The sequence below is a fragment of the Paracoccus sp. S3-43 genome, from assembly GCF_029027965.1.
Taxonomy (GTDB): domain Bacteria; phylum Pseudomonadota; class Alphaproteobacteria; order Rhodobacterales; family Rhodobacteraceae; genus Paracoccus.
In genome coordinates, this window is record NZ_CP119082.1 from 110,371 (window position 1) to 129,309 (window position 18,939).

The 18,939-nt window shown below is 68.4% G+C and carries 15 protein-coding genes; 4 read left to right on the forward strand and 11 right to left on the reverse strand.

The window, feature by feature from the left end; genetic code table 11:
* Nucleotides 1-76: 76 nt before the first annotated feature.
* Nucleotides 77-1,147: an AI-2E family transporter gene (locus PXD02_RS00555; protein ID WP_473092090.1), complete on the forward strand. Its 1,071-nt coding sequence runs from the start codon at nt 77-79 to the stop codon at nt 1,145-1,147.
* Between the two features lie 116 nt (nt 1,148-1,263).
* A complete protein-coding gene (gene nhaA, locus PXD02_RS00560; protein WP_275105049.1) occupies nt 1,264-2,451 on the forward strand; it encodes a Na+/H+ antiporter NhaA in 1,188 nt (395 codons plus the stop codon).
* Between the two features lie 71 nt (nt 2,452-2,522).
* Here the strand turns inward: nhaA and PXD02_RS00565 are convergent, their stop codons facing one another.
* From PXD02_RS00565 to PXD02_RS00580, 4 genes are read right to left on the reverse strand one after another with little or no spacing between them, the layout of a single operon-like run.
* Nucleotides 2,523-3,332 (reverse strand): ABC transporter ATP-binding protein, encoded by an 810-nt coding sequence (locus PXD02_RS00565; RefSeq protein ID WP_275105050.1) that lies wholly within the window; start codon nt 3,330-3,332, stop codon nt 2,523-2,525.
* A complete protein-coding gene (locus PXD02_RS00570) occupies nt 3,329-4,357 on the reverse strand; it encodes a FecCD family ABC transporter permease (protein ID WP_275105051.1) in 1,029 nt (342 codons plus the stop codon). Before PXD02_RS00570 ends, PXD02_RS00565 begins: the two co-directional genes overlap by 4 nt.
* On the reverse strand, nt 4,354-5,394 hold the full coding sequence (locus tag PXD02_RS00575) for a FecCD family ABC transporter permease (protein WP_473092040.1): 1,041 nt from the start codon (nt 5,392-5,394) through the stop codon (nt 4,354-4,356). Before PXD02_RS00575 ends, PXD02_RS00570 begins: the two co-directional genes overlap by 4 nt.
* Nucleotides 5,391-6,374: an iron-siderophore ABC transporter substrate-binding protein gene (locus PXD02_RS00580; protein ID WP_275105052.1), complete on the reverse strand. Its 984-nt coding sequence runs from the start codon at nt 6,372-6,374 to the stop codon at nt 5,391-5,393. Before PXD02_RS00580 ends, PXD02_RS00575 begins: the two co-directional genes overlap by 4 nt.
* Nucleotides 6,375-6,679: 305 nt before the next feature.
* Here PXD02_RS00580 and PXD02_RS00585 point away from each other — a divergent pair, with 305 nt between their 5' ends.
* Nucleotides 6,680-8,800, forward strand: a complete 2,121-nt coding sequence (locus tag PXD02_RS00585) for a TonB-dependent siderophore receptor (RefSeq protein WP_275105053.1) — start codon at nt 6,680-6,682, stop codon at nt 8,798-8,800.
* Between the two features lie 6 nt (nt 8,801-8,806).
* Here the strand turns inward: PXD02_RS00585 and PXD02_RS00590 are convergent, their stop codons facing one another.
* Nucleotides 8,807-9,700, reverse strand: coding sequence for a helix-turn-helix domain-containing protein (locus PXD02_RS00590; RefSeq protein ID WP_275105054.1), 894 nt, complete (start codon nt 9,698-9,700; stop codon nt 8,807-8,809).
* A gap of 78 nt (nt 9,701-9,778) precedes the next feature.
* Here PXD02_RS00590 and PXD02_RS00595 point away from each other — a divergent pair, with 78 nt between their 5' ends.
* Complete coding sequence (locus tag PXD02_RS00595) at nt 9,779-10,750, forward strand: siderophore-interacting protein (protein WP_275105055.1); 972 nt, start codon at nt 9,779-9,781, stop codon at nt 10,748-10,750.
* A gap of 32 nt (nt 10,751-10,782) precedes the next feature.
* Here PXD02_RS00595 and PXD02_RS00600 read toward each other — a convergent pair whose 3' ends face one another.
* The 6 genes from PXD02_RS00600 to PXD02_RS00625 all read right to left on the reverse strand — a co-directional run bounded on the left by PXD02_RS00600 (nt 10,783) and on the right by PXD02_RS00625 (nt 18,856).
* Nucleotides 10,783-11,274 carry a hypothetical protein gene (locus tag PXD02_RS00600; protein WP_275105056.1) on the reverse strand — a complete coding sequence of 164 codons (492 nt, stop codon included), beginning with the start codon at nt 11,272-11,274 and terminating at the stop codon, nt 10,783-10,785.
* Between the two features lie 150 nt (nt 11,275-11,424).
* Nucleotides 11,425-13,125 (reverse strand): ABC transporter ATP-binding protein, encoded by a 1,701-nt coding sequence (locus PXD02_RS00605; RefSeq protein WP_275105057.1) that lies wholly within the window; start codon nt 13,123-13,125, stop codon nt 11,425-11,427.
* 10 nt (nt 13,126-13,135) lie between these two features.
* A complete protein-coding gene (locus tag PXD02_RS00610) occupies nt 13,136-13,906 on the reverse strand; it encodes an ABC transporter ATP-binding protein (RefSeq protein WP_275105058.1) in 771 nt (256 codons plus the stop codon).
* A complete protein-coding gene (gene fhuB / locus PXD02_RS00615) occupies nt 13,903-15,867 on the reverse strand; it encodes a Fe(3+)-hydroxamate ABC transporter permease FhuB (RefSeq protein ID WP_275105059.1) in 1,965 nt (654 codons plus the stop codon). The genes PXD02_RS00610 and fhuB overlap by 4 nt, the downstream gene beginning before the upstream one ends.
* On the reverse strand, nt 15,864-16,763 hold the full coding sequence (locus tag PXD02_RS00620; protein WP_275106470.1) for an iron-siderophore ABC transporter substrate-binding protein: 900 nt from the start codon (nt 16,761-16,763) through the stop codon (nt 15,864-15,866). Before PXD02_RS00620 ends, fhuB begins: the two co-directional genes overlap by 4 nt.
* The gene (locus PXD02_RS00625; RefSeq protein WP_275105060.1) at nt 16,760-18,856 is read right to left on the reverse strand and encodes a TonB-dependent siderophore receptor; all 2,097 of its coding nucleotides are present in this window, start codon (nt 18,854-18,856) and stop codon (nt 16,760-16,762) included. Before PXD02_RS00625 ends, PXD02_RS00620 begins: the two co-directional genes overlap by 4 nt.
* Between the last annotated feature and the right edge of the window lie 83 nt (nt 18,857-18,939).

Genomic DNA, 18,939 nt, shown 5'->3' on the forward strand with positions numbered 1-18,939 from the left:
CATGATCGACCCACAACAGGCAACGCCCCGGCCCGATGTCCCCCCCGGCGCCCCCGCCGCCGAGGATCCGGCGACGATGCCCTTTCCGCTGATCAGCGACATCTCGGCCGCCCGCTGGCTGCTGGTCTTCATCATCGCCGCCGCGATCTATTTCTTTCACGGCTTCCTGGTGCCGGTGCTGGCCGCGACCATCATCGCTTTCGCCAGCTGGCCGCTGTCGCGCAGTGCGCAGCGCGCCCTGGGAATCGACCGCACTGCCACGGCGGCGCTGTTCGTGCTGGTGATCGTGCTGTTCCTGGTCGTGCCGGTCACGATGGCGCTGCTCTATGCGTTCCGCGAGTTGCAGCAATGGATCTATTGGGTGTTCGAGGTGAACGCCAACGGCGCCGACACGCCGCTGTGGATGGTCGACCTGCCGCAGATCGGCGACTGGATCGACGAACAGTGGATGCGCCATATCGGCAGGCCCGGCGCCATCGCGGATCTGGTGCAGCTGACCAGCGGCAACACCATCGCCTCGATCTATCGCAGCGTGCTGGCGGCGGGGAACCTGGCCTTCCACCTGGCGCTGAACCTGCTGTTCATGCTGATCGCGCTGTTCGTGTTCTATCGCGACGGCGACAAGATCGCCGGCCAGATCGACATCATCGGCGCCCGCATCCTGCCCCGCCGCTGGGAACGGCTGTCGCGGGTGGTGCCGCTGACCATCAGCGCCACCGTCACCGGCATGACCCTGATCGCCATGGGCGAGGGGGTGATCCTGGGCATCGCCTACTGGATCGCGGGCGTGCCCTCGCCGGTGACGCTGGGGGTGATCACCGGGATCATGGCGCTGATTCCGGGCGGCGCGCCGTTGTGCTTCACGCTGGTGGCGATCTATCTGGCGGCCAGCGGATCGGGCCTGGCGGGGGTGCTGCTGTTCCTGTGGGGGGCGATCGAGCTGTTCATCGTCGACAAGACCATCCGCCCGGTGCTGGTCGGGGGGCCGGTCAAGATGCCGTTCCTGCCGACATTCTTCGGGCTGGTGGGGGGCGTCAAGACCATGGGCATCGTCGGCTTGTTCGTCGGCCCGGTGCTGATGGCGCTGCTGGTGGCGATCTGGCGCGAATGGCTGCGGGAAATCCGAACCCATCCACAAAGCCCTTGAACGCCGGGCCTTGCTGAATATGATCCCGCGACATGGCGTGTGCTGCGTGCGCCCAGGGACGACCCCTGAATACGGAGACTGGTTGAACCGTTTCTGACAAAGAGGGGGGCTGTTTCATGGCAGGCCGAATTCAAAACACCGTCCGCAAGTTCCTGGAGAGCGGCACGTCCGGGGGGCTCTTGCTGATCGCGGCGGCGGTGCTGGCGCTGATCGTCGCCAACTCGCCCCTGGCCGAGGCGTATTTCCACGTCCTGCACGCCTATGTCGGGCCGCTGTCGGTCGCCCATTGGATCAACGACGCGCTGATGGCGCTGTTCTTCCTGATGGTGGGGCTTGAGATCAAAAGGGAAATGGTGGACGGCCACCTGTCGTCCTGGCCGCGCCGCATCCTGCCCGGCGTGGCGGCGGCGGCGGGAATGGCGGTCCCGGCGCTGATCTATCTGTTCTTCACCGCGGGCACCGGGGCCACGCATGGCTGGGCGATCCCTTCGGCCACCGACATCGCCTTCGCCCTGGGGGTGATCTCGCTTCTGGGGTCGCGGGTGCCGACCTCGCTCAAGGTGTTTTTGGCGGCGCTGGCGATCCTGGACGATCTGGGCGCGGTCGTGGTGATCGGGCTGTTCTATACCACCGGCCTGTCGCCCGCCGACCTCGGGCTGGCCGCGCTGGTGCTGGCGGGTCTGATCGGGCTGAACCGCGCGGGAGTGATGCGGCTGTGGCCCTATCTGGCTCTGGGCGCGGTGCTGTGGTTCTTCGTCTGGCGATCGGGGATCCACGCCACCATCGCGGGGGTGTTGCTGGCCTTGACCATCCCGCTGAAGCGCACCCCCGCCACGCCCGAGGCGCGTCCATCGGAAAGCCCGCTGCACCGGCTGGAACATGCGCTGATGGTGCCGGTGGCCTTCCTGATCATTCCGGTTTTCGGCTTCGCCAATGCCGGGGTCAGCTTCGCGGGCCTGGGATCCGAGGCGCTGCTGGCCCCCGTGACGCTGGGTGTCGCGGCGGGCCTGGCACTGGGCAAGGTGATCGGTATCTTCGGCGCGGTGGCGATCCTGGTGCGGCTGGACTGGGCCGACCTGCCTCCCGGCGCAAGCTGGATGCAGATTCTGGGAACCTCGTTTCTGTGCGGGATCGGCTTCACGATGAGCCTGTTCATCTCGCTTCTGGCGTTCGCCGAGCCGCTGTTGCAGGACGAGGCCAAGATCGGCATCCTGATGGGATCGCTGGTGTCCGGCGTCGCGGGCTATATGATCCTGCGCTTCGCGAAACGCGAGGCGCCGCGCCGGATGCAGTCGGCGGGCTAAACCGGCCAGTTGCGCAAGGGGAACGTCTTGATGCGCCCGTCCCGCAGCCTTGGTGGAACTCCGCTGCCGCGTCAGGCGGGGGCCGCCGCCATCCGGTGCCGCCCGATGGGCAGCATCATCGGCCGCCCCGAGGTCGGGTCGGGGATGATCCGGCTGTCCAGGCCGAAGACGGCGCGGACAGTGTCGCGGGTCAGCACCTCTTGCGGGGTGCCCTGGGCATAGAGCCTGCCCTCGGCCATCGCGACCAGGCGGTCGGCATATCGCGCGGCCAGGTTCAGGTCGTGCAGCACCATCACCACGGTGGTGCCGCGCCGCTGGTTCAGGTCGGTCAGCAGGTCCAGAACCTCGACCTGGTGGCTGATGTCCAGAAAGGTCGTGGGTTCGTCCAGCAGCAGCAGATCCGTTTCCTGGGCCAGCGCCATGGCGATCCAGACCCGCTGGCGCTGACCGCCCGACAGTTCGTCCACCGCGCGTTCGGCCAGATCCAGGGTCTTGGTGGCCTCAAGCGCGGCGGCGACGGCCTGGTCGTCGCGGGGGGACCAGCGGGACAGGATGCCGTGATGGGGATGGCGGCCCCGGCCGACCAGATCGGCGACCGTGATCCCTTCCGGCGCGATGGGCGATTGCGGCAGCAGCCCCATGACCTGGGCGACGCGGCGGGGGGCCATGCGGTGGATGGCCTTGCCGTCCAGCAGCACCTGGCCCGCGCGCGGCGACAACAGCCGCGACATGGTGCGCAGCAGCGTCGATTTCCCGCAGGCATTGGCGCCGACGATGGCGGTGATCCGGCCCGGCATCACGTCCAGATCCAGATCCCGCAGGATCAGCCGGTCGCCATAGCCTGCGGCAAGGTGCTGGACGGAAAGCGAATGGCTGTTCACAGGGATCCTCCGGCGCGGTTCACGCGCATGATCAGATAGATAAGATAGGGCGCGCCCAGGGCGCCGGTGACGACGCCCACCGGGAAGCGCGCGGGCAGCAGGAACTGGCCGACATAATCGCCGCCCAGCACCAGCAGGCCCCCGACCAGGGCCGAGGGGATCAACACCGATCCGTTCGGACCCAGGATCCGCGCGGCGATGGGACCAGACAGGAAGGCCACGAAGGCCACCGGGCCGGTGACGGCGGTGGCGACGGCGATCAGGCCCACGGCCGCCACGATCACCAGCATCCGCGTCAAGGCGACGTCTGTGCCAAGCGCTGCGGCGGTCTCGTCGCCCAGCCGCAGCGATTCCAGGTCGCGGGCGCGGCTGACCAGCAGCCCGCCGAACAGCGCCAGCGACAGCAGGATCGGCAGCGCCTGGGACAGTTGCGCGCCGTTGACGCTGCCGGTCAGCCACCGCAGCGCCTCGGCCAGATCCCAGGACGGCGCGCGCGTCAGGACATAGGCGATGAAGCTGTCCAGCATGGCCGACACGCCGATGCCGACCAGGATCAGCCGGGTTCCCGCCACCCCTCCCTGCCAGGACAGGGCATAGATCAGCATGGCGACGCCCAGCCCGGCGGCGACGGCGAAGGCCGACACCACCGGCCCGTCCAGCCCCATGACCAGGATGGCAAAGACCGCCGCCGCGCTGGCGCCCCGGCTGATGCCGATGATGTCCGGGCTGGCCAGGGGATTGCGCAGCATGATCTGGAAGGCCGCGCCGCCCAGGCCGAAGGACAGCCCGGCCAGGATCGCCATGACCGCGCGCGGCAGCCGCAGCTGGCCCACGGCGAAGGATGCGCCGGGCACATCCTGGCCCGTCAGCACCCGCAGCACGGTGCCGGGCGGCACGAAGGACTGGCCCAGCATCAGCGTCAGGGCGAATCCCGCCAGCAGCAGGGTCAGCGCGCCCGCGACGACGGTGGCGCGCCGCCGGGTGCGGCGCCGGCGGCCGGCGGCGACCAGGTCCAGGGCGGTCATAATTCGCGGACCCTGGCGCGGCGCACGATCCAGATGAAGAAGGGCGCGCCGATGAAGGCGGTGACGATGCCCACGTCCAGTTCGGACGGCCGGGCGATCAGGCGGCCCGCGATATCCGAGGCGATCAGCAGGCAGGCCCCGGCCAGGGCGGAAAAGGGCAGCAGCCAGCGGTGATCGACGCCCACCAGCACGCGGCACAGATGCGGCACGATCAGGCCCACGAAGCCGATCGGCCCGCAGACCGCCGTGGCCGCCCCGCACAGCAGGATCGCGCCCAGTGCGGCCATGGCGCGGGCAAGGGCCACGCGCTCGCCCAGGCCCGCCGCCATGTCCTCGCCCAGGGCCAGCGCGTTCAGCTTGCGCGCGCTTGCCAGGCCGATCGCGAAACCCGCCGCCAGGAACGGCAGGACCGGGGTCATGCGCGCGAATGTGGCTCCGCCCACGCCGCCCACCTGCCAGGATTGCAGGCCGCCCGCGACATCGCCGCGCGACAGCATGATCGCCAGCACCAGCGACAGGAACGCGACCGAGGTGGCGACCCCCGCAAGCGCCAGCTTCAGGGGCGTCGGCCCCCCTCGGCCCAGCGATCCGATGGCATAGACGAAGATCGCCGTCGCCCCCGCCCCGCCGATCGCCACCCAGATATAGGCCTGGGCCGAGGCGATCCCGAAAAAGGCCACCGCCACCGCGACCGCCAGGGACGCGCCCAGATTTACCCCCAGGATCCCCGGATCGGCCAGCGGGTTGCGCGTCACGCCCTGCATGATCGCCCCCGACAGGCCAAGCGCCGCCCCGGCCAGCGCGGCCAGCAGCGTGCGCGGGATGCGCGCGCCCACCGCCGCCTGGCCGATGCTGTCCGCCTGTCCCCGCAGCGCGGCGGCGATGTCGTCCCAGCCGACCTCTCGGGTGCCGATGGCCACCGACAGCGCGCAGAGACCCGCCAGCAGCGCCAGCATCACCGCCAGCCAGCCGGCGCGGATGCGGTTCGACCTGGGCGCGAAGCCTGCGCGGGGCAGGGGGCTGGCGGCAGCCGTCATTCGGATTTCTGCGCCGCCTCGGCCAGCAGGGCGGCGTAATCCTCCAGCACGTAAGGAAGCCCCAGCGGCGTCGGGTTGGCGGCGTTGCCCAGCGGGTCGTTCTTCAGGACCACGATGGCGTCGTTGGCGACGGCGGGCATGTGGCTGAGCAGCGGATCCTGCCGCATCGCCGCCAGCAGCGCCGGCCCGCCATAGGTCACGACGATATCCACATCGTCGAAGGCGTCGATCCGTTCGGCGCTGATGGACCCGAAGAACTGCCCCGGCTGCGTCGCCTCGGTCACGCTTCGGGGCATCGACAGGCCCAGATCCTGGAAGAACTTCACTCGCGTGTCGTTGGCGCTGTAGAAGTTGACGATGGACAGGTTGGTCGTGTCCAGATGCGTCACGAACATGGCCGTCTTGCCCTGCAACCGGGGATGGCGGGCGACGGTCCGGGCGATCTGCTCCTCCATCCCGGCGATCAGGGCGTCGCCCTCGGCGGCCATGCCCATGCCCGCGCTGTTCATGCGGATCATCTGCCGCCACTCGGTCGTCCAGGCCCCGTCGGGATAGGCCACGACCGGCGCGATCCGGGACAGCGTGTCGTAGTCCGCCTGCGTCAGCCCGGAATAGGCGGCCAGGATCACGTCGGGCTGCGTCGCCGCCACCCCTTCGAAATCGATGCCGTCGCCCTCGTCGAACAGCACCGGCGTCTGGGCGCCCAGTTCGGTCAGCTTCTCCTCGACCCAGGGCAGCACGCCGTCGCCGTCGTCATCGCCGTAATTCGCCGCAGCCATCCCCACCGGCACCACGCCCAGGGCCAAGGGAACCTCGTGGTTGCCGGAATTGACGGTCGCCACGCGCCGCGGCTTTTCCGCGATGACGGTGCTGCCGAAGGCATGGGAAATGGTGATCGGATAGTCCTGGGCCGCGGCAAGGGCGGGCAGCAGCAGGGCGGGCAGCAGCAGGGCGGCAAGGCCGATGGCAAGACGGATCATGGGCGCGATCTCCTGTGACAGGCCAAGGCTTTTTCGCGTCGCGGCGGTGCCGTCAACCCCGGCCAAGCGACTGGCTGGGCAGGCATTAACACTTTTCCACGGATTCCGACAAAAAAAGTGGGATTCTTCAAGACAGGCCCGCGCGGCCGGTCCTATAAGCCCCGCCAGCATGATCGGCGCGCCGTCCCGCCCCTTCCCTCGGGTGCCGGCGGCCCAAGGTCATTCCAGGGCCAGCCAGCCTGCGGACTCTCTCTGATCCGACGGCAGCCAGCAGCGACAACACCATCGATGCGGGACTTTGAACCATGGCACATGACATTTCGTGCGGCGCCCGCCGCAACCTGACGGCCCTGCTTCTGGGCTGCACGGCGCTGATCGCGTCCCCGGCCCTTGCCCAGGATGCGGGCACCGGGACCGAGACGTCCCCCTATCGCCTGTCGCCGATCCTGATCAACGCCGAGGGCCAGTTCGACGACGACGCGAATTCCATCGTGGCGCAGGAACTGTGGGTCGGCGGCAAGGTCGCGACCAGCATCCTGGACACCCCGGCCTCGGTGTCGGTCATCACGGAAAAGGAAGTCCGCGACCGCAAGGCCACCACGCTGGAAGAGGTGCTGAGCTATTCCTCGGGCATCCATACCGATTACTATGGCACCGACGATCGCAACGAATATTTCCTGGTCCGCGGGTTCGAGGCGACGACCTATCGCGACGGCCTGACCCTGGGCTCCATGCGCAGCGCGCGCGAGGAACCCTATGCGTTCGAACGGACCGAGGTGATCCGGGGCGGCAACTCGACCCTATTCGGCACCTCGGATCCGGGCGGCACGATCAACTTCGTCACCAAGCAGCCGCGTTTCGAACGGTTCGGAGAGGTCTATGGCTCGGTCGGATCGCCGCGCAACGCCGAATACGGCTTCGATGCCGGCGACGTGCTGAACGCCGAAGGGACGCTGGCCTATCGGCTGACCGCCAAGGTGCAGGAGGGCGAGCGGGACTACGATCCTTCGCAGAACGACTCGCGCTTCCTGATGGGCGGGCTGTCCTGGCAGCCCGGCAGCGCCACGACGCTGAGCGTGGTCGCCGATTACCTGAAACGCGAAAACACCCCCAACAGCGGCGGCTATCCGCTGGACCGCGAATACGACCGCAGCGATTTCTTCGGAGAGCCGGACTTCAACTATCAGAATGTCGAGCGCGCCAGCATCACCGGATTGCTGGAACATGACTTCGACAACGGCCTGAATCTGCGCGCGAACCTGCGCTACAGCGACCTGAAAAGCGATTTCGGCTATGTCTATCTGTCGGACAGCCCGGCGCGGGTCGGCACGGTCGTGGACCGCTGGTATTTCGGCGGCGAAAACACCGCCGAGGAGCTGATCGGCAACGTCATCCTGCAATACGACCGCAGTTTCGAGCGTTTCGACAGCAGCACCGTGGCCGGGCTGGAATTCCGCGACGCCTCGACCAGCAGTGCGCCGTTCTTCGGGGCCTATACCCCGATCGACGTGGCAAACCCGGTCTATTCGGGTGCTCCCGGCGCATTGGCGGCGCCCTATGAGCTGCGCGACAACGACTACAGCACCCGATCGCTGTTCGTGCAGCAGAACCTGTCCTTCGACGACCGCTTCATCGCCACCGTCGGGCTGCGCCATGACTGGCTGGACATCGAGGAAACGCTGAACGGCGTGCAGACCAGCGACGATTTCTCGGAAACCTCGATCCGGGGGGCGCTGACCTATAAGGTCAACAGCGAAATCTCGACCTATGTCAGCTATGTCGAATCCGTCGCGCCTCCGGGCGTTGGCGTCGAACCGGAACGGGGCGAGCAATACGAACTGGGCGTGAAATATCAGCCGCTGGGGACCAACGCGCTGATCTCGGCCTCGGTCTATGACCTGACCAAGAACAACGTCACCGTGGCGGTGGTCCAGCCGGACGGCAACATCACCCGCGAACTGGTCGGCGAACAGCGGGTGCGCGGCTTCGACCTGGAAGGCAAGGCCGAACTGGGCGGCAATGTCGACGTGATCGCGTCCTATTCGTATCTGAAGTCCGACGTCGTGCGGTCCGGGCCGATCCGGGGCGTGGATGTCGAAGGAAACGAATTCGGCAACGTTCCCAACCACATGGCTTCGCTGTGGGTGAATTATACCCTGCCTGGCAACGAAACCCGCGGCGACATGCGCTTCGGCCTGGGCGCGCGTTATGTCGGGTCGTATTTCTTCGCGATCTCGAACGATACCGGCAAGGCTGATTCGTCGGTCACGCTGGACGCCGCCTTCACCTATCAGGTGCAGGAAAACACCAACCTGGCCGTGAACATCAGCAACCTGCTGGACGACCAGCATGTCGTCGGCAGCGGCACGGCGGATTACTACAACCCCGGCCGGGCCGTCGCCGTGACCCTGCGCCATACCTGGTAAGGGGCGCTATTCCGCGATCCGCATCCGCCGCCACGCGGCGGGTGTTTCCCCCGCGACCTGCCGGAAGGCGCGCGTCAGATGCGCCTGGTCGGAAAAGCCCAGATGCGCCGCCACATCGGCCACGGTCAGGGCGCGGTCGCACAGCAGGCGCTGCGCCTGGGCGATCCGCTGGGCCATTTGCCATTGCAGGGGCGTCTGGCCGGTCGTCTGCTTGAAGACCGCCGCGAACCAGCTTTCCGACAGCCCGAGCGTCGCCGCCATCTCGGCCACGGTCATGCGCCGGTCCTGGCGCGCGTGCAGCCGGGCCGTCAGCCTGCGCATCTGCGCGGGCGTCAGCCCGCCCGAGGCGCTGTCCTGGCCCCGCGCCGGAATGTCCAGAAGCCCGGTGGCGATGCTGCCCACCAGGCTTTCGGCAAAGACCGGATGGCGCGCGGGCCGCGACACCTCGTCCACCAGCAGACCGGCCAGCGCGGTCAGGGCCGGGGCGTCCTGGATCTCGACCGGGCGGCGCAGGACCGACAGCGCGTCCGACGCGCCGAGCGACGGCGACAGGAACCGCAGCAGACGGTCGCGGTGGATATGCAGATCCAGATGCGCGAAATGATGCGCTCCGGTGAAGCTGGACCAGATCGGCATCCCCGCCGGGACATACAGCGCCCGCATCATCGGCCGGGCATGGGCTTCCATGCCCGCGTCGCGGTTCGAGATCAGGATATGGCCCGACACGTCGTTCAGGAAGAACACGATACGCGGATCGGGCGACAGGTAATAACCCGTGGCGCCCGCCCGCGCCTCGGCCTGCCAATAGACGCTGGCCACGCCGTCCAGGCCGCGCCAGCGGACCGGCGCCACGGCCCGGATGCCATCGGTCCGGCAGGTCATCCTGTGCAGGTAGCTCATCGCGGGTTCAGCGGTTTCGATATTGTTGACTGAATTGGTTCAGTATAAGAAAAGCACATAAATGGAAAGGGTCGCGTCATGTCGCACCTGCGCACACACCGGAATTCCGGCACCATCCCGATGGCCTCGGGCGCGGCCGCGGCGGCCCTGAAGGCCCGCGCCGCCGCGTGGGAGGTGCCGCTGGTGGAAACCGCCGATGCGCTGAGCCTGTTCGTCTGGGGCTGCGAACTGCGCCTGGTGCCGGGCGGCGGCGATGTCCGCATCGAACTGAGCGCACCCGAGGCGCGCCTGATCGGCAACCTTCAGGACAGCGCCACCGAACTGTTCGCCGAGGCCGGGCTGGAGGTCCGGTGGGACCGGGTCGATGCGGGCGCGCTTGCGCCGGGCCTGTCGCTGATGCAGGTGCGGTCGGTCGCGCAGCGGTCGCCAGGATTCATCCGGGTGCGCCTGACCGGGCCGGATGCCGCGCGCTTCGGCATCGGCAGCCTGCATTTCCGCCTGCTTCTGCCCCCGGCGGGGCAAGAGGCGGTCTGGCCCAGGGTCGGGGCCTCGGGACGGACGGAATGGCCCACGGGGGCGGATGCGCTGCACCGTCCGGTCTATACGGTCGCCGGCCATGGCGAGGACTGGCTGGATTTCGACATCTTCCGCCACGCGGGCAGCCCAACCTGCGACTGGGCGCTGTCGGGTCCGCAGGGATCCACCGTGGGCATCATCGGTCCCGGCGGCGGCTGGTGCCCGGACGCCGCCCGCCTGCACCTGTTCGGCGACGAAACCGCGCTGCCCGCGATCGCGCGGATGCTGGAACTGGCGCAGGGCGAGGTCACGGCCCATATCCGCGCGGCCTATCCCGACCTGGGACCGCTGGCCGCCGATCCGCGCGTCACGCGCTGCGACGACCTGCTGGCTGCCCTGGCCAGGACCGATCTGGGGAAAGGCAGCCATGTCTGGTTCGCGGCCGAGGCGGGGCAGGCCCGACAGGCCCGCCAGCACCTGACCGCGCGCGGCATCGACCGCAAGGATTTCCTGTCGGCCGCCTATTGGGGCTGACGCGGGGACGGCCTTGCCGCCCCGCGACCCGATCAGGCGCCGATCCGCCGCCGCGCCGCCAGTCCGGTGATGCCGACCGCAGCCGCCAACAGCGGCAGAGAGGCAGGCAGGGGCACCGGGGCCGGTTCGTCGTCGATGCGGACCAGGCTTATGGTGGCATCGCCCCCCAACGTCGCGATGCCCGCCGCAAAGTCCGTCCCGGCCTCGAAAAAGCCCAGGTCGTAAGACAGTCCGTTGATTGCGGTGAAGGTCACGCCATCATCCAGCAGTTCCAGCAGCTCTTCCAGGCCGGTCACCTCGGCCAGGACATAGCCCGCAAATCCCAGATAGTCGGGCAAGCCCTCGACGCTGCCCGTGCCGGAAAAGTCCAGCGTATAGCGGCCCGCCTGCTGGATCTCATAGATGATGCCGTCGAAATGCCCCAACGGGACATCCACGCTGGCGACCGTCGCGGCGTCGGCCACCGATCCCAGCGTGAACGTCGTTGCAAAGGCCAAGGCCACGGCCTGCAAGGCTGATCTCATGTAAATCTCCTACGATATGCACCTGCAGCGATGCCCAGCAGCATGATGCCACCGGCCATCGCGGTGGGATTCCGCCTAACTATGCCTTAATCGGCGAATAATTAAAGATTTTTCGTGGCCTGAAATGCAATTGCACGAAATGGTTGTCTTTCAGGCGGCCAGCCCCGCATAGATCCCGCCCTGGGCGATCAGTTCGGCATGGCTGCCGATCTCGGCCACGCGGCCACGGTCCATCACCACGATCCGGTCGGCGTTGCGGATGGTGCCCAGCCGATGCGCGATGATCAGCGTCGTGCGCCCCGCCGCCAGCGTGTCGAGCGCCTGCTGGATCTCGCGTTCCGTCTGGCTGTCAAGCGCGCTTGTCGCCTCGTCCAGGATCAGGATCGGCGGGTTCTTCAGGAAGGCGCGGGCGATGGCCACGCGCTGCTTCTGCCCGCCCGACAGCATCACGCCGCGTTCGCCGACCCTTGTGTCCAGCCCGTCGGGCAGGCCGTCGATCATCTGCGTCAGCTGCGCCTGGGCGGCGGCCTGGCGGATGTCCTCGTCGCTGGCGCCCAGGCGGCCATAGGCGATGTTTTCGCGCAGCGTGCCGCCGAACAGGAACACGTCCTGGCTGACCAGACCGATCTGGCGGCGCAGGCTGTTCAGCCGCATCCGCGCCAGTTCCAGCCCGTCCACGGTGATCCGGCCCCGCGTCGGTTCGTAAAATCGCGGCAGCAGCGCCAGCAGCGTGGTCTTGCCCGCCCCGGACGGCCCCACGAAGGCCACCGTTTCGCCCGCCCGGATGGTCAGGTCGATGCCGTCCAGGATGGTCCGGCCTTCGTCATAGGCGAAGCTGACGTTCTGGAAGCGGATGTCGCCGCGCAGGGCCGGGGCCTCGATGGCGTCGGGGGCGTCGGTGATTTCCGGCTCGGTCGCCAGCAGTTCCTGATAGCGGCGGAACCCGGCGATGCCGCGCGGATAGGTCTCGATCACGGCGGCGATCTTTTCCAGCGGGCGATAGAACACGCCGACCAGCAGCAGGAATCCGACGAAGCCGCCGGTCGTCAGGTCGCCCGTCAGCACGAAGCCCGCGCCGATGACCATCACGATCACCTGGACCAGCCGCAGGCCCATGTATTGCAGCGCGTTCGACGCGGCCATCACGCGATAGGCGTCGATCTTCGCCTGGCGGTAACGGGCGTTGTCGGCGGCGAACAGATGGGTCTCGTGCGCCTCGTTGCCGAAGGCCTGGACCACGCGGACGCCGCCAAGCGCCTCTTCCAGCCGGACGTTGAAATCGCCGACGCGGGAATAGATCGCCCGCCAGGTCCGCGTCATGCGCCCGCCATAGACGATTACGAGGGCCAGCATCGCCGGCACGATCAGCGCCACGATCACCGCAAGCTGCGGATTGACCCAGAACATCAGCGCGAAGGCCCCGACAAAGGTCATGATGGCGATGAAGGCGTCCTCGGGGCCGTGATGGGCGACCTCGCCGATCTCCTCCAGATCGCGGGTGACGCGGGCGACCAGCTTGCCGGTGCGGGCGCGGTCGTACCACCGCCAGGACAGCCGGGTCAGGTGGTCGAAGGCGCGGGCGCGCATCTCCGTCTCGATATTGATGCCCAGCTTGTGGCCCCAATAGATCACCACCGTCAGCAGCCCGGTATTGATCGCGTAAAGCGCCAGCAGCCCCACGGCGGCGGCGACCGTCAGCGTCCAGTTGCCCTGCGGCAGCAGGTGGTCGATGAAGGCGGTGACGGCCAGGGGAAAGGCCAGTTCCAGCAGGCCCGACAGCACCGCGCAGCCGAAATCCAGCCAGAACAGTCCCATGAAGGGGCGGTAATAGGAAAAGAACTGGCGCAGCATCGGGTTTCCCTCAGGCGGGGATGGCCACCGGGCCGCCATCCGCGCGTGTCAGCACCTGCATCGGCAGGCCATAGATCCGTTCCAGCGCATCGGATCGCATCAGGTCGGCGGGGCCGCCCTGCAAGACCAGCCGCCCGCCCTTCAGCGCGACCACATGGTCGCAGAATCGGGCGGACATGTTGACCTCGTGGAGCACGATCACGGCGCTGCGGCCGCTCTCATGGCACATGCGGCGGACAAGCGCCAGAACCTCGACCTGATGGGCGATGTCCAAGGCGCTGATCGGTTCGTCCAGAAGCAGGGTCGCGGCCTGTTGCGCGACCATCATCGCCAGCCAGGCCCGCTGGCGCTCGCCGCCCGACAGCGTGTCCACAAGCCGGTCGGCAAAACCCGTGACGCCGCATTCCGCCATCGCGCGGGCGACGGCCTGATGGTCGTCGGGGCCGAAGCGGCCAAGCGCGCCGTGCCACGGGTATCGGCCAAGCGCCACCAGTTCGCGCACGCTCATGCCCTCGGCCGCCGGGGGGTGCTGGGGCAGGAAGGCCAGGCGGCGGGCATAGTCGCGGGCGCGCCAGTCGGGCAGGGCGCGGCCCTCGAAGGCGACGGCGCCGCCGCTGGGGGCGATCTGGCGGGCCAGCACCTTCAGCAGGGTGGACTTGCCCGACCCGTTATGGCCGATCAGCGCGATCACCCGGCCGGGGGGCAGGTCCAGCGTCAGGCCGTGCAGAAGGCGGCGGCCGGGGACATCGACGGTCAGGTCGGAGATGGAAAACAGGCTCATCGCTGCGGTCTCGTCATCAGCCAGATCAGCCAGGGCGCGCCGATCAGCGACGCGAACAGGCCCAGCGGCAGTTCATAGGGAAAGCCCGCCATGCGCGCCCCGAAATCGGCGGCCAGCATCAGCGCGGCGCCGATCAGCGCCGCGCCGGTGACATGATCGCCGGGGCGCGCAAGGCCCAGGCGGCGGGCCATGTGGGGGGCCATCAGGCCGACGAAGGACAGCGGCCCGACCAGGACCGTGGCGGCCCCCGTGGCCATCCCGGCCAAGGCGGTCAGCAGCAGCCGCGCGCGGCGCAGGGGCAGGCCCAGCCCGCCCGCGACGCCGGTGCCCAGCGGCAGCATCGCCAGCCAGCGCCGCCCGGCCAGCGACCCGGCCCACAGCACCCCCGCCACCGCCGCCAGGGCCAGCGCGCCGGGCATGGTCACGGCCGATGACGATCCCGACAGCCAGGCGAGGATCTGGAAGGATCGCATGTCGCCCACCGACATCGCCGCCGCCAGCACGGCCGAGGCCAGGGCCGAGACCGCGATTCCCGCCAGCAGCACCCGTTCGGCGGGCATGTCGCGGCGGCTGACGAAAGCGGCGATCAGCGCCAGCGCCACCGCGCCCCCGGCCATCGTGCCCAGCGTCAGCGCCGCCGCCGTGGGCGCGGCCAGCAGATAGACCGCGCCCGCATAGCCCATCGCCGCGCCGCCCGACACGCCCAGCACCTCGGGCGAGGCGAGGGGGTTCGCGGTCAGCCGTTGCAGGATCGCCCCCGCCAGGGCCAGCGCCGCCCCGGCCGAAGTTGCCGCGATCAGGCGCGGCAGGCGCATCGGCAGGAAGGCCGCGAAGCTTTCGGCGTCCAGGATCGCCCAGCCGCCGGGCACCCGGCCGATCCAGACCAGCACCAGGGCCGCAATGATCAGGGCCACCGCCAGCCCGGCCAGCAGCGGCGCCGGGCGGTCGCGGCGGGGCGCGGGGCCTTCGGCGCGTTCCATTCCGGGCGGGGTGGATCCGCGCAGGCGCGGCAGCAGCCGGATCAGCAGCGGCCCGCCGATCAGCCCGGTCAGCGCGCCGGTCGGAAAGGTCTCGCCCAGGCGGTCCGCGACCAGCAGCACCAGCCCGTCGCAGACCGACAGGATCAGCGCGCCGATCACCGGCGACAGGACCAGCAGGCGCGGGATCGACACCGCGCCCAGGGTGCGCGCCAAGGCGGGGGCGGCCAGGCCCACGAAGGCGATCAGCCCCAGTTCGGCGGATACGGCGGCGGCCAGGATCACCGCCACGCCGACCGCCAGCAGCCGCACCAGCGTGACGTTCAGGCCCAGGCCCGAAGCGCCCTCGACCCCCAGCGACAGCACGCGCAGCGGGCGCGCCAAAGCCGCGGCGGCGGCGGCCCCGAAGACCAGCACCCCCGCCAGCACCCGCACCCCCGACCAGTCCTGCTGGACCAGAGACCCGCCGTTCCAGATCACCAGCGACAGCAGGTATTGCCCCTGCGCCAGCGTCGTCGCGGTCGCCACGGCACTGGCCGTCATCCCGACCAGCATCCCGGCGATCACCATCGTCACCGGAGCAAAGCCCCGCCGCGCGCCGATGGCCAGCACCAGCCCGGCGGCCAGCCCCGCCCCGGTCAGCGCCACCGGCCAACGGCCCTGATCCAGCAGGCCCGGCGCCAGCATGGTCGCCATCACCAGTGCAAGCTGCGCGCCCGAGGAGATGCCCAGCGTGGTCGGGTCGGCGACCGGGTTCCTCAGCACGACTTGCAGGATTGCGCCGGACAGGCCCAGCACCGCGCCCGCCAGTAGCGCGACCACTCCGCGCGGCATCAGCCCGAAGCCCAGCAGGATCTGGGGAATGTCCATTCGCGCCGGATCCAGCGGCCAGGCGGGCCAGTCCGCGAAGGGCAGCAGGTGCAGCGCGGCCGCCAGCCACAGGGCGGCGGCAAGAGCGGCGGCGGGGATCAGCCGCGCGGTCATGCGATGGTCCCCGGCCCGGCCTCGAAAGCCTGGGCCAGCAGGGTGGCGAACCGCAGCGCGGCGGGGACGGCGCCGAAGGCGTTGGTGTCGGCCAGCAGCCAGGTCCGCCCCCGCGCGACCGGGGGCAGGGCGCGCCACAGGACGCTGCGCGACAGGGCGCGTCCTGCGGCGGCGGGCAGGGTGCCGATATTGACCAGCCGGGCCTCGGGCATCCGGGCCAACCGCTCGATCGGGACGGGCGCCATGAAGCTGAAGGCGGTGTCCCCCGCCCAGGCGTTTCGCAGGCCCAGCCGATCCAGCGTGCTGCCGAACAGGCTGTCGAAGCCGAAGACCCGCATGTGCCGGCCGTCGCCGATATTGATCAGCGCCACCGGCCGGTCGCGGAACGGCGCCAGCCGCCGGGCCAGCCCATCCAAGGCGGCATGGGTCGCGGCCAGGGTGCGCGCGCCCGCCCTTGGGTCGCCGATGACATCCGCAAGCGCCGTCAGCGCGGCAAGCGCCCGGGGCAAGGGCGGCTCGCCCGGCGTGAAGAAGGGCAGCGACAGGACCGGGGCGATGGTCCGCAGCCGGTCCTCGTAGCGGGTGTAATAGGGCGAGGACAGGATCAGATCCGGCCGGGTCAGTTGCAACAGTTCGAAATTCGGAGCGCCGCGCAGGCCCAGGTCGATGACGTGATCGGGGATCGCGGGTGTGATCACATCCTGGCGGAACCGCACCAGTTCGGCGGCGGCGACGGGCATGTGGCCGATGGCCGCGGCGGTTTCCAGCATCGCCCAGTCGATGGCGGCCAGACGCGGGCGCAAACCCTGCGCCCGTAACGGAAAACCCGCCGCCAGGAAAGCCCCGGCGGCGGACAGGATCGCACGGCGCGAGGGCATGATGCCCCCGCCGATCACCATGTGTAGGCGATTTCTGCGGTCACGGTGCGACCTTCGCCATAGGCGCAATAGGAAAAGCCGCAGGTTCCCAGGTAAACCTCATCGGTGAGGTTCGAGATATTCAGCTTGGCCCGGTAATTGTCGCGGCTGTAGCTGGCGCCCAGATCGACCAGCGTCACATCATCCAGCTTGGCGGGCAGACCGGCGGCCGCCGGCTCGTTCGATTGGCTATAATAGCGCGAGCCGATGTAGCGGATGCCGCCGCCAACCCGGAAGCCGTTCCCAAAGTCGCGATCCAGCCAGACGCTGGCGAGATGACGAGGAGCGTTTGGCATTTCCTTGCCGTCATTCACGGCGTCGCGAGGATCGCTCTGCTCGGTGCTGTTGTAGGCATAGCTTGCGCGGATGTCCCAGCCAGCCGCAATCTCTGCCGTCGCCTCCAGTTCCAGGCCTCGCGACTTCACCTTGCCGACCTGATACCACCTGTTGTCGGCCGCATCGCGATAGGTCACGTTCTGGTTTTCCAGATCATAGATCGTGGCCGTGATGAGACCGTCGAAGCTTTGCGGCCGATACTTGACGCCAGCTTCCCACTGCTTGCCCTCGGTGGGTTTCAACGGGGTTCCGTCGTTCTGGGTGCTGGTGACCGGGTCGAAGGAGGTCGAGTAGCTGACATAGGGCATCATGCCATTGTCAAAGAGATACGAGACCCCCGCGCGGCCGGTGACTTTGTTATCCTTGTAGACGGTGTCATCGCTATAGGCACCCGTCTGCTCGACCCAGTCGTAACGCAGACCAAGGGTGCCGCGCCACTTGCCATAGATCAGCTCGTCCTGGGCATAGAGACCTGCCTGACGATAAAGCGTGGGGCCTTCCGAGACATACCAAGGCGTGCGGACAGTATCGGTATGGTAATCGGGGTTATCAAGATCCAGCGGATCGGCATTCAGCCATTCGCTGCGCTGATCGGCCTCGTAGCGGCGAATATCGGCACCGAACAGCAGTTGGTGGGTAACCTGACCGGTGATCATCTGGCCCGACAGGCGGGTATCAAGGCTGATCGTATTGCTGCTTTCGCGCTGCCGGCTGGAACCGCGACCCATGATAGTGTCGGTGTCGCTGTCGCTTGGATAGGTGCCACGGTAATCCCAATCCAACTTCTCGTAACGCAAGCCCTGGCTAAGGGTCCAGCCACTCTCCATCTCGTGGCTGACCTCGACGCCGACGCTGTACATGGTCCGGTCGCTTTCGTCCCAATCCTTCTGGCCGGTGTAAAGATCGCGGAGGTATTCACCGTCGCCGGTCAGAGCCACCGTAGGGGCAACGCCAGCGGGCGAAATCGGCGCATCCTTGGTATAATTCGCCAGGACGTCGATGGTCGTCGCCGCATCCGGGGTCCAGCGCGCCGCACCGGCAAGATAGCCGCCCTTGTTGGTCAAATCCTCGATCTGGGTGCTGTCGTCGCGACCGATGCCGGTCATGCGGAAGGCAAGCGTGTCGTCCGCCGAACGGTTCACGTCGAAGAAAAGTTTCGAGCTTTCATTGCTGTCATAGCCAAGCCCCACTTCTCCGAAATTGCCGGATTGCGCGCGCTTCTGCACCATGTTGATGATGCCCATCGGCGAACCTGCGCCATAGAGCGACGAGGACGGGCCGCGCAGGATCTCGATCTGTTGCAGGCCGTAAATCTCCTGGCTAACGGCGCCGAAGAAGCGGCCTTGGCGCAGGCCGTTGACATATTGCGACTGTCGGGCGCTGAAGCCACGGACGATCGGCTCGTCGAAACGCGGGTCGTGGCCGTAAGGTTCGGCCAGGACGCCCGCCGTATAGCCCAGGGCCTCGCCCAGGTTCTCGGCACCCTGTTCGGTGATCTGGTCGTTCGTCACCACCGTGACGGACTGCTGGGCTTCCGAGATCGGCGTGGCCGACTTGGTGGTCTGCGCGCCGTTCGCGAAATAGCCCGCCACATCGTCGACGGTCAGGGTGATGTCGCCCAGGACGAACACCGAATCGTCTGCGGCCGAGGCTGCGGGCGCGGGGTCTTGGGCCAGGGCCGGATGGGCCAGCGCAAGGGCGCTGACGCTGGCGAGGATCAGGGAACGCGGGGTCATGAGGGCCTGCCGGGACGAGGGGATATGTTTTCCCATCGTTTGCGCCACCAGCGGCAGCGCGTCAAATCAAACCCGACAGAAAA

Bases quoted from the DNA above. Each gene is read 5' to 3' on its own strand.
- PXD02_RS00605 (WP_275105057.1), bottom strand. From the start codon at position 13,125: ATGCTGCGCCAGTTCTTTTCCTATTACCGCCCCTTCATGGGACTGTTC.
- PXD02_RS00595 (WP_275105055.1), top strand. From the start codon at position 9,779: ATGTCGCACCTGCGCACACACCGGAATTCCGGCACCATCCCGATGGCC.
- PXD02_RS00570 (WP_275105051.1), bottom strand. From the start codon at position 4,357: ATGACCGCCCTGGACCTGGTCGCCGCCGGCCGCCGGCGCCGCACCCGG.
- PXD02_RS00580 (WP_275105052.1), bottom strand. From the start codon at position 6,374: ATGATCCGTCTTGCCATCGGCCTTGCCGCCCTGCTGCTGCCCGCCCTG.
- PXD02_RS00625 (WP_275105060.1), bottom strand. From the start codon at position 18,856: ATGACCCCGCGTTCCCTGATCCTCGCCAGCGTCAGCGCCCTTGCGCTG.
- PXD02_RS00590 (WP_275105054.1), bottom strand. From the start codon at position 9,700: ATGAGCTACCTGCACAGGATGACCTGCCGGACCGATGGCATCCGGGCC.
- PXD02_RS00555 (WP_473092090.1), top strand. From the start codon at position 77: ATGCCCTTTCCGCTGATCAGCGACATCTCGGCCGCCCGCTGGCTGCTG.
- PXD02_RS00610 (WP_275105058.1), bottom strand. From the start codon at position 13,906: ATGAGCCTGTTTTCCATCTCCGACCTGACCGTCGATGTCCCCGGCCGC.
- PXD02_RS00575 (WP_473092040.1), bottom strand. From the start codon at position 5,394: ATGACGGCTGCCGCCAGCCCCCTGCCCCGCGCAGGCTTCGCGCCCAGG.
- fhuB (WP_275105059.1), bottom strand. From the start codon at position 15,867: ATGACCGCGCGGCTGATCCCCGCCGCCGCTCTTGCCGCCGCCCTGTGG.
- PXD02_RS00600 (WP_275105056.1), bottom strand. From the start codon at position 11,274: ATGAGATCAGCCTTGCAGGCCGTGGCCTTGGCCTTTGCAACGACGTTC.
- nhaA (WP_275105049.1), top strand. From the start codon at position 1,264: ATGGCAGGCCGAATTCAAAACACCGTCCGCAAGTTCCTGGAGAGCGGC.
- PXD02_RS00585 (WP_275105053.1), top strand. From the start codon at position 6,680: ATGGCACATGACATTTCGTGCGGCGCCCGCCGCAACCTGACGGCCCTG.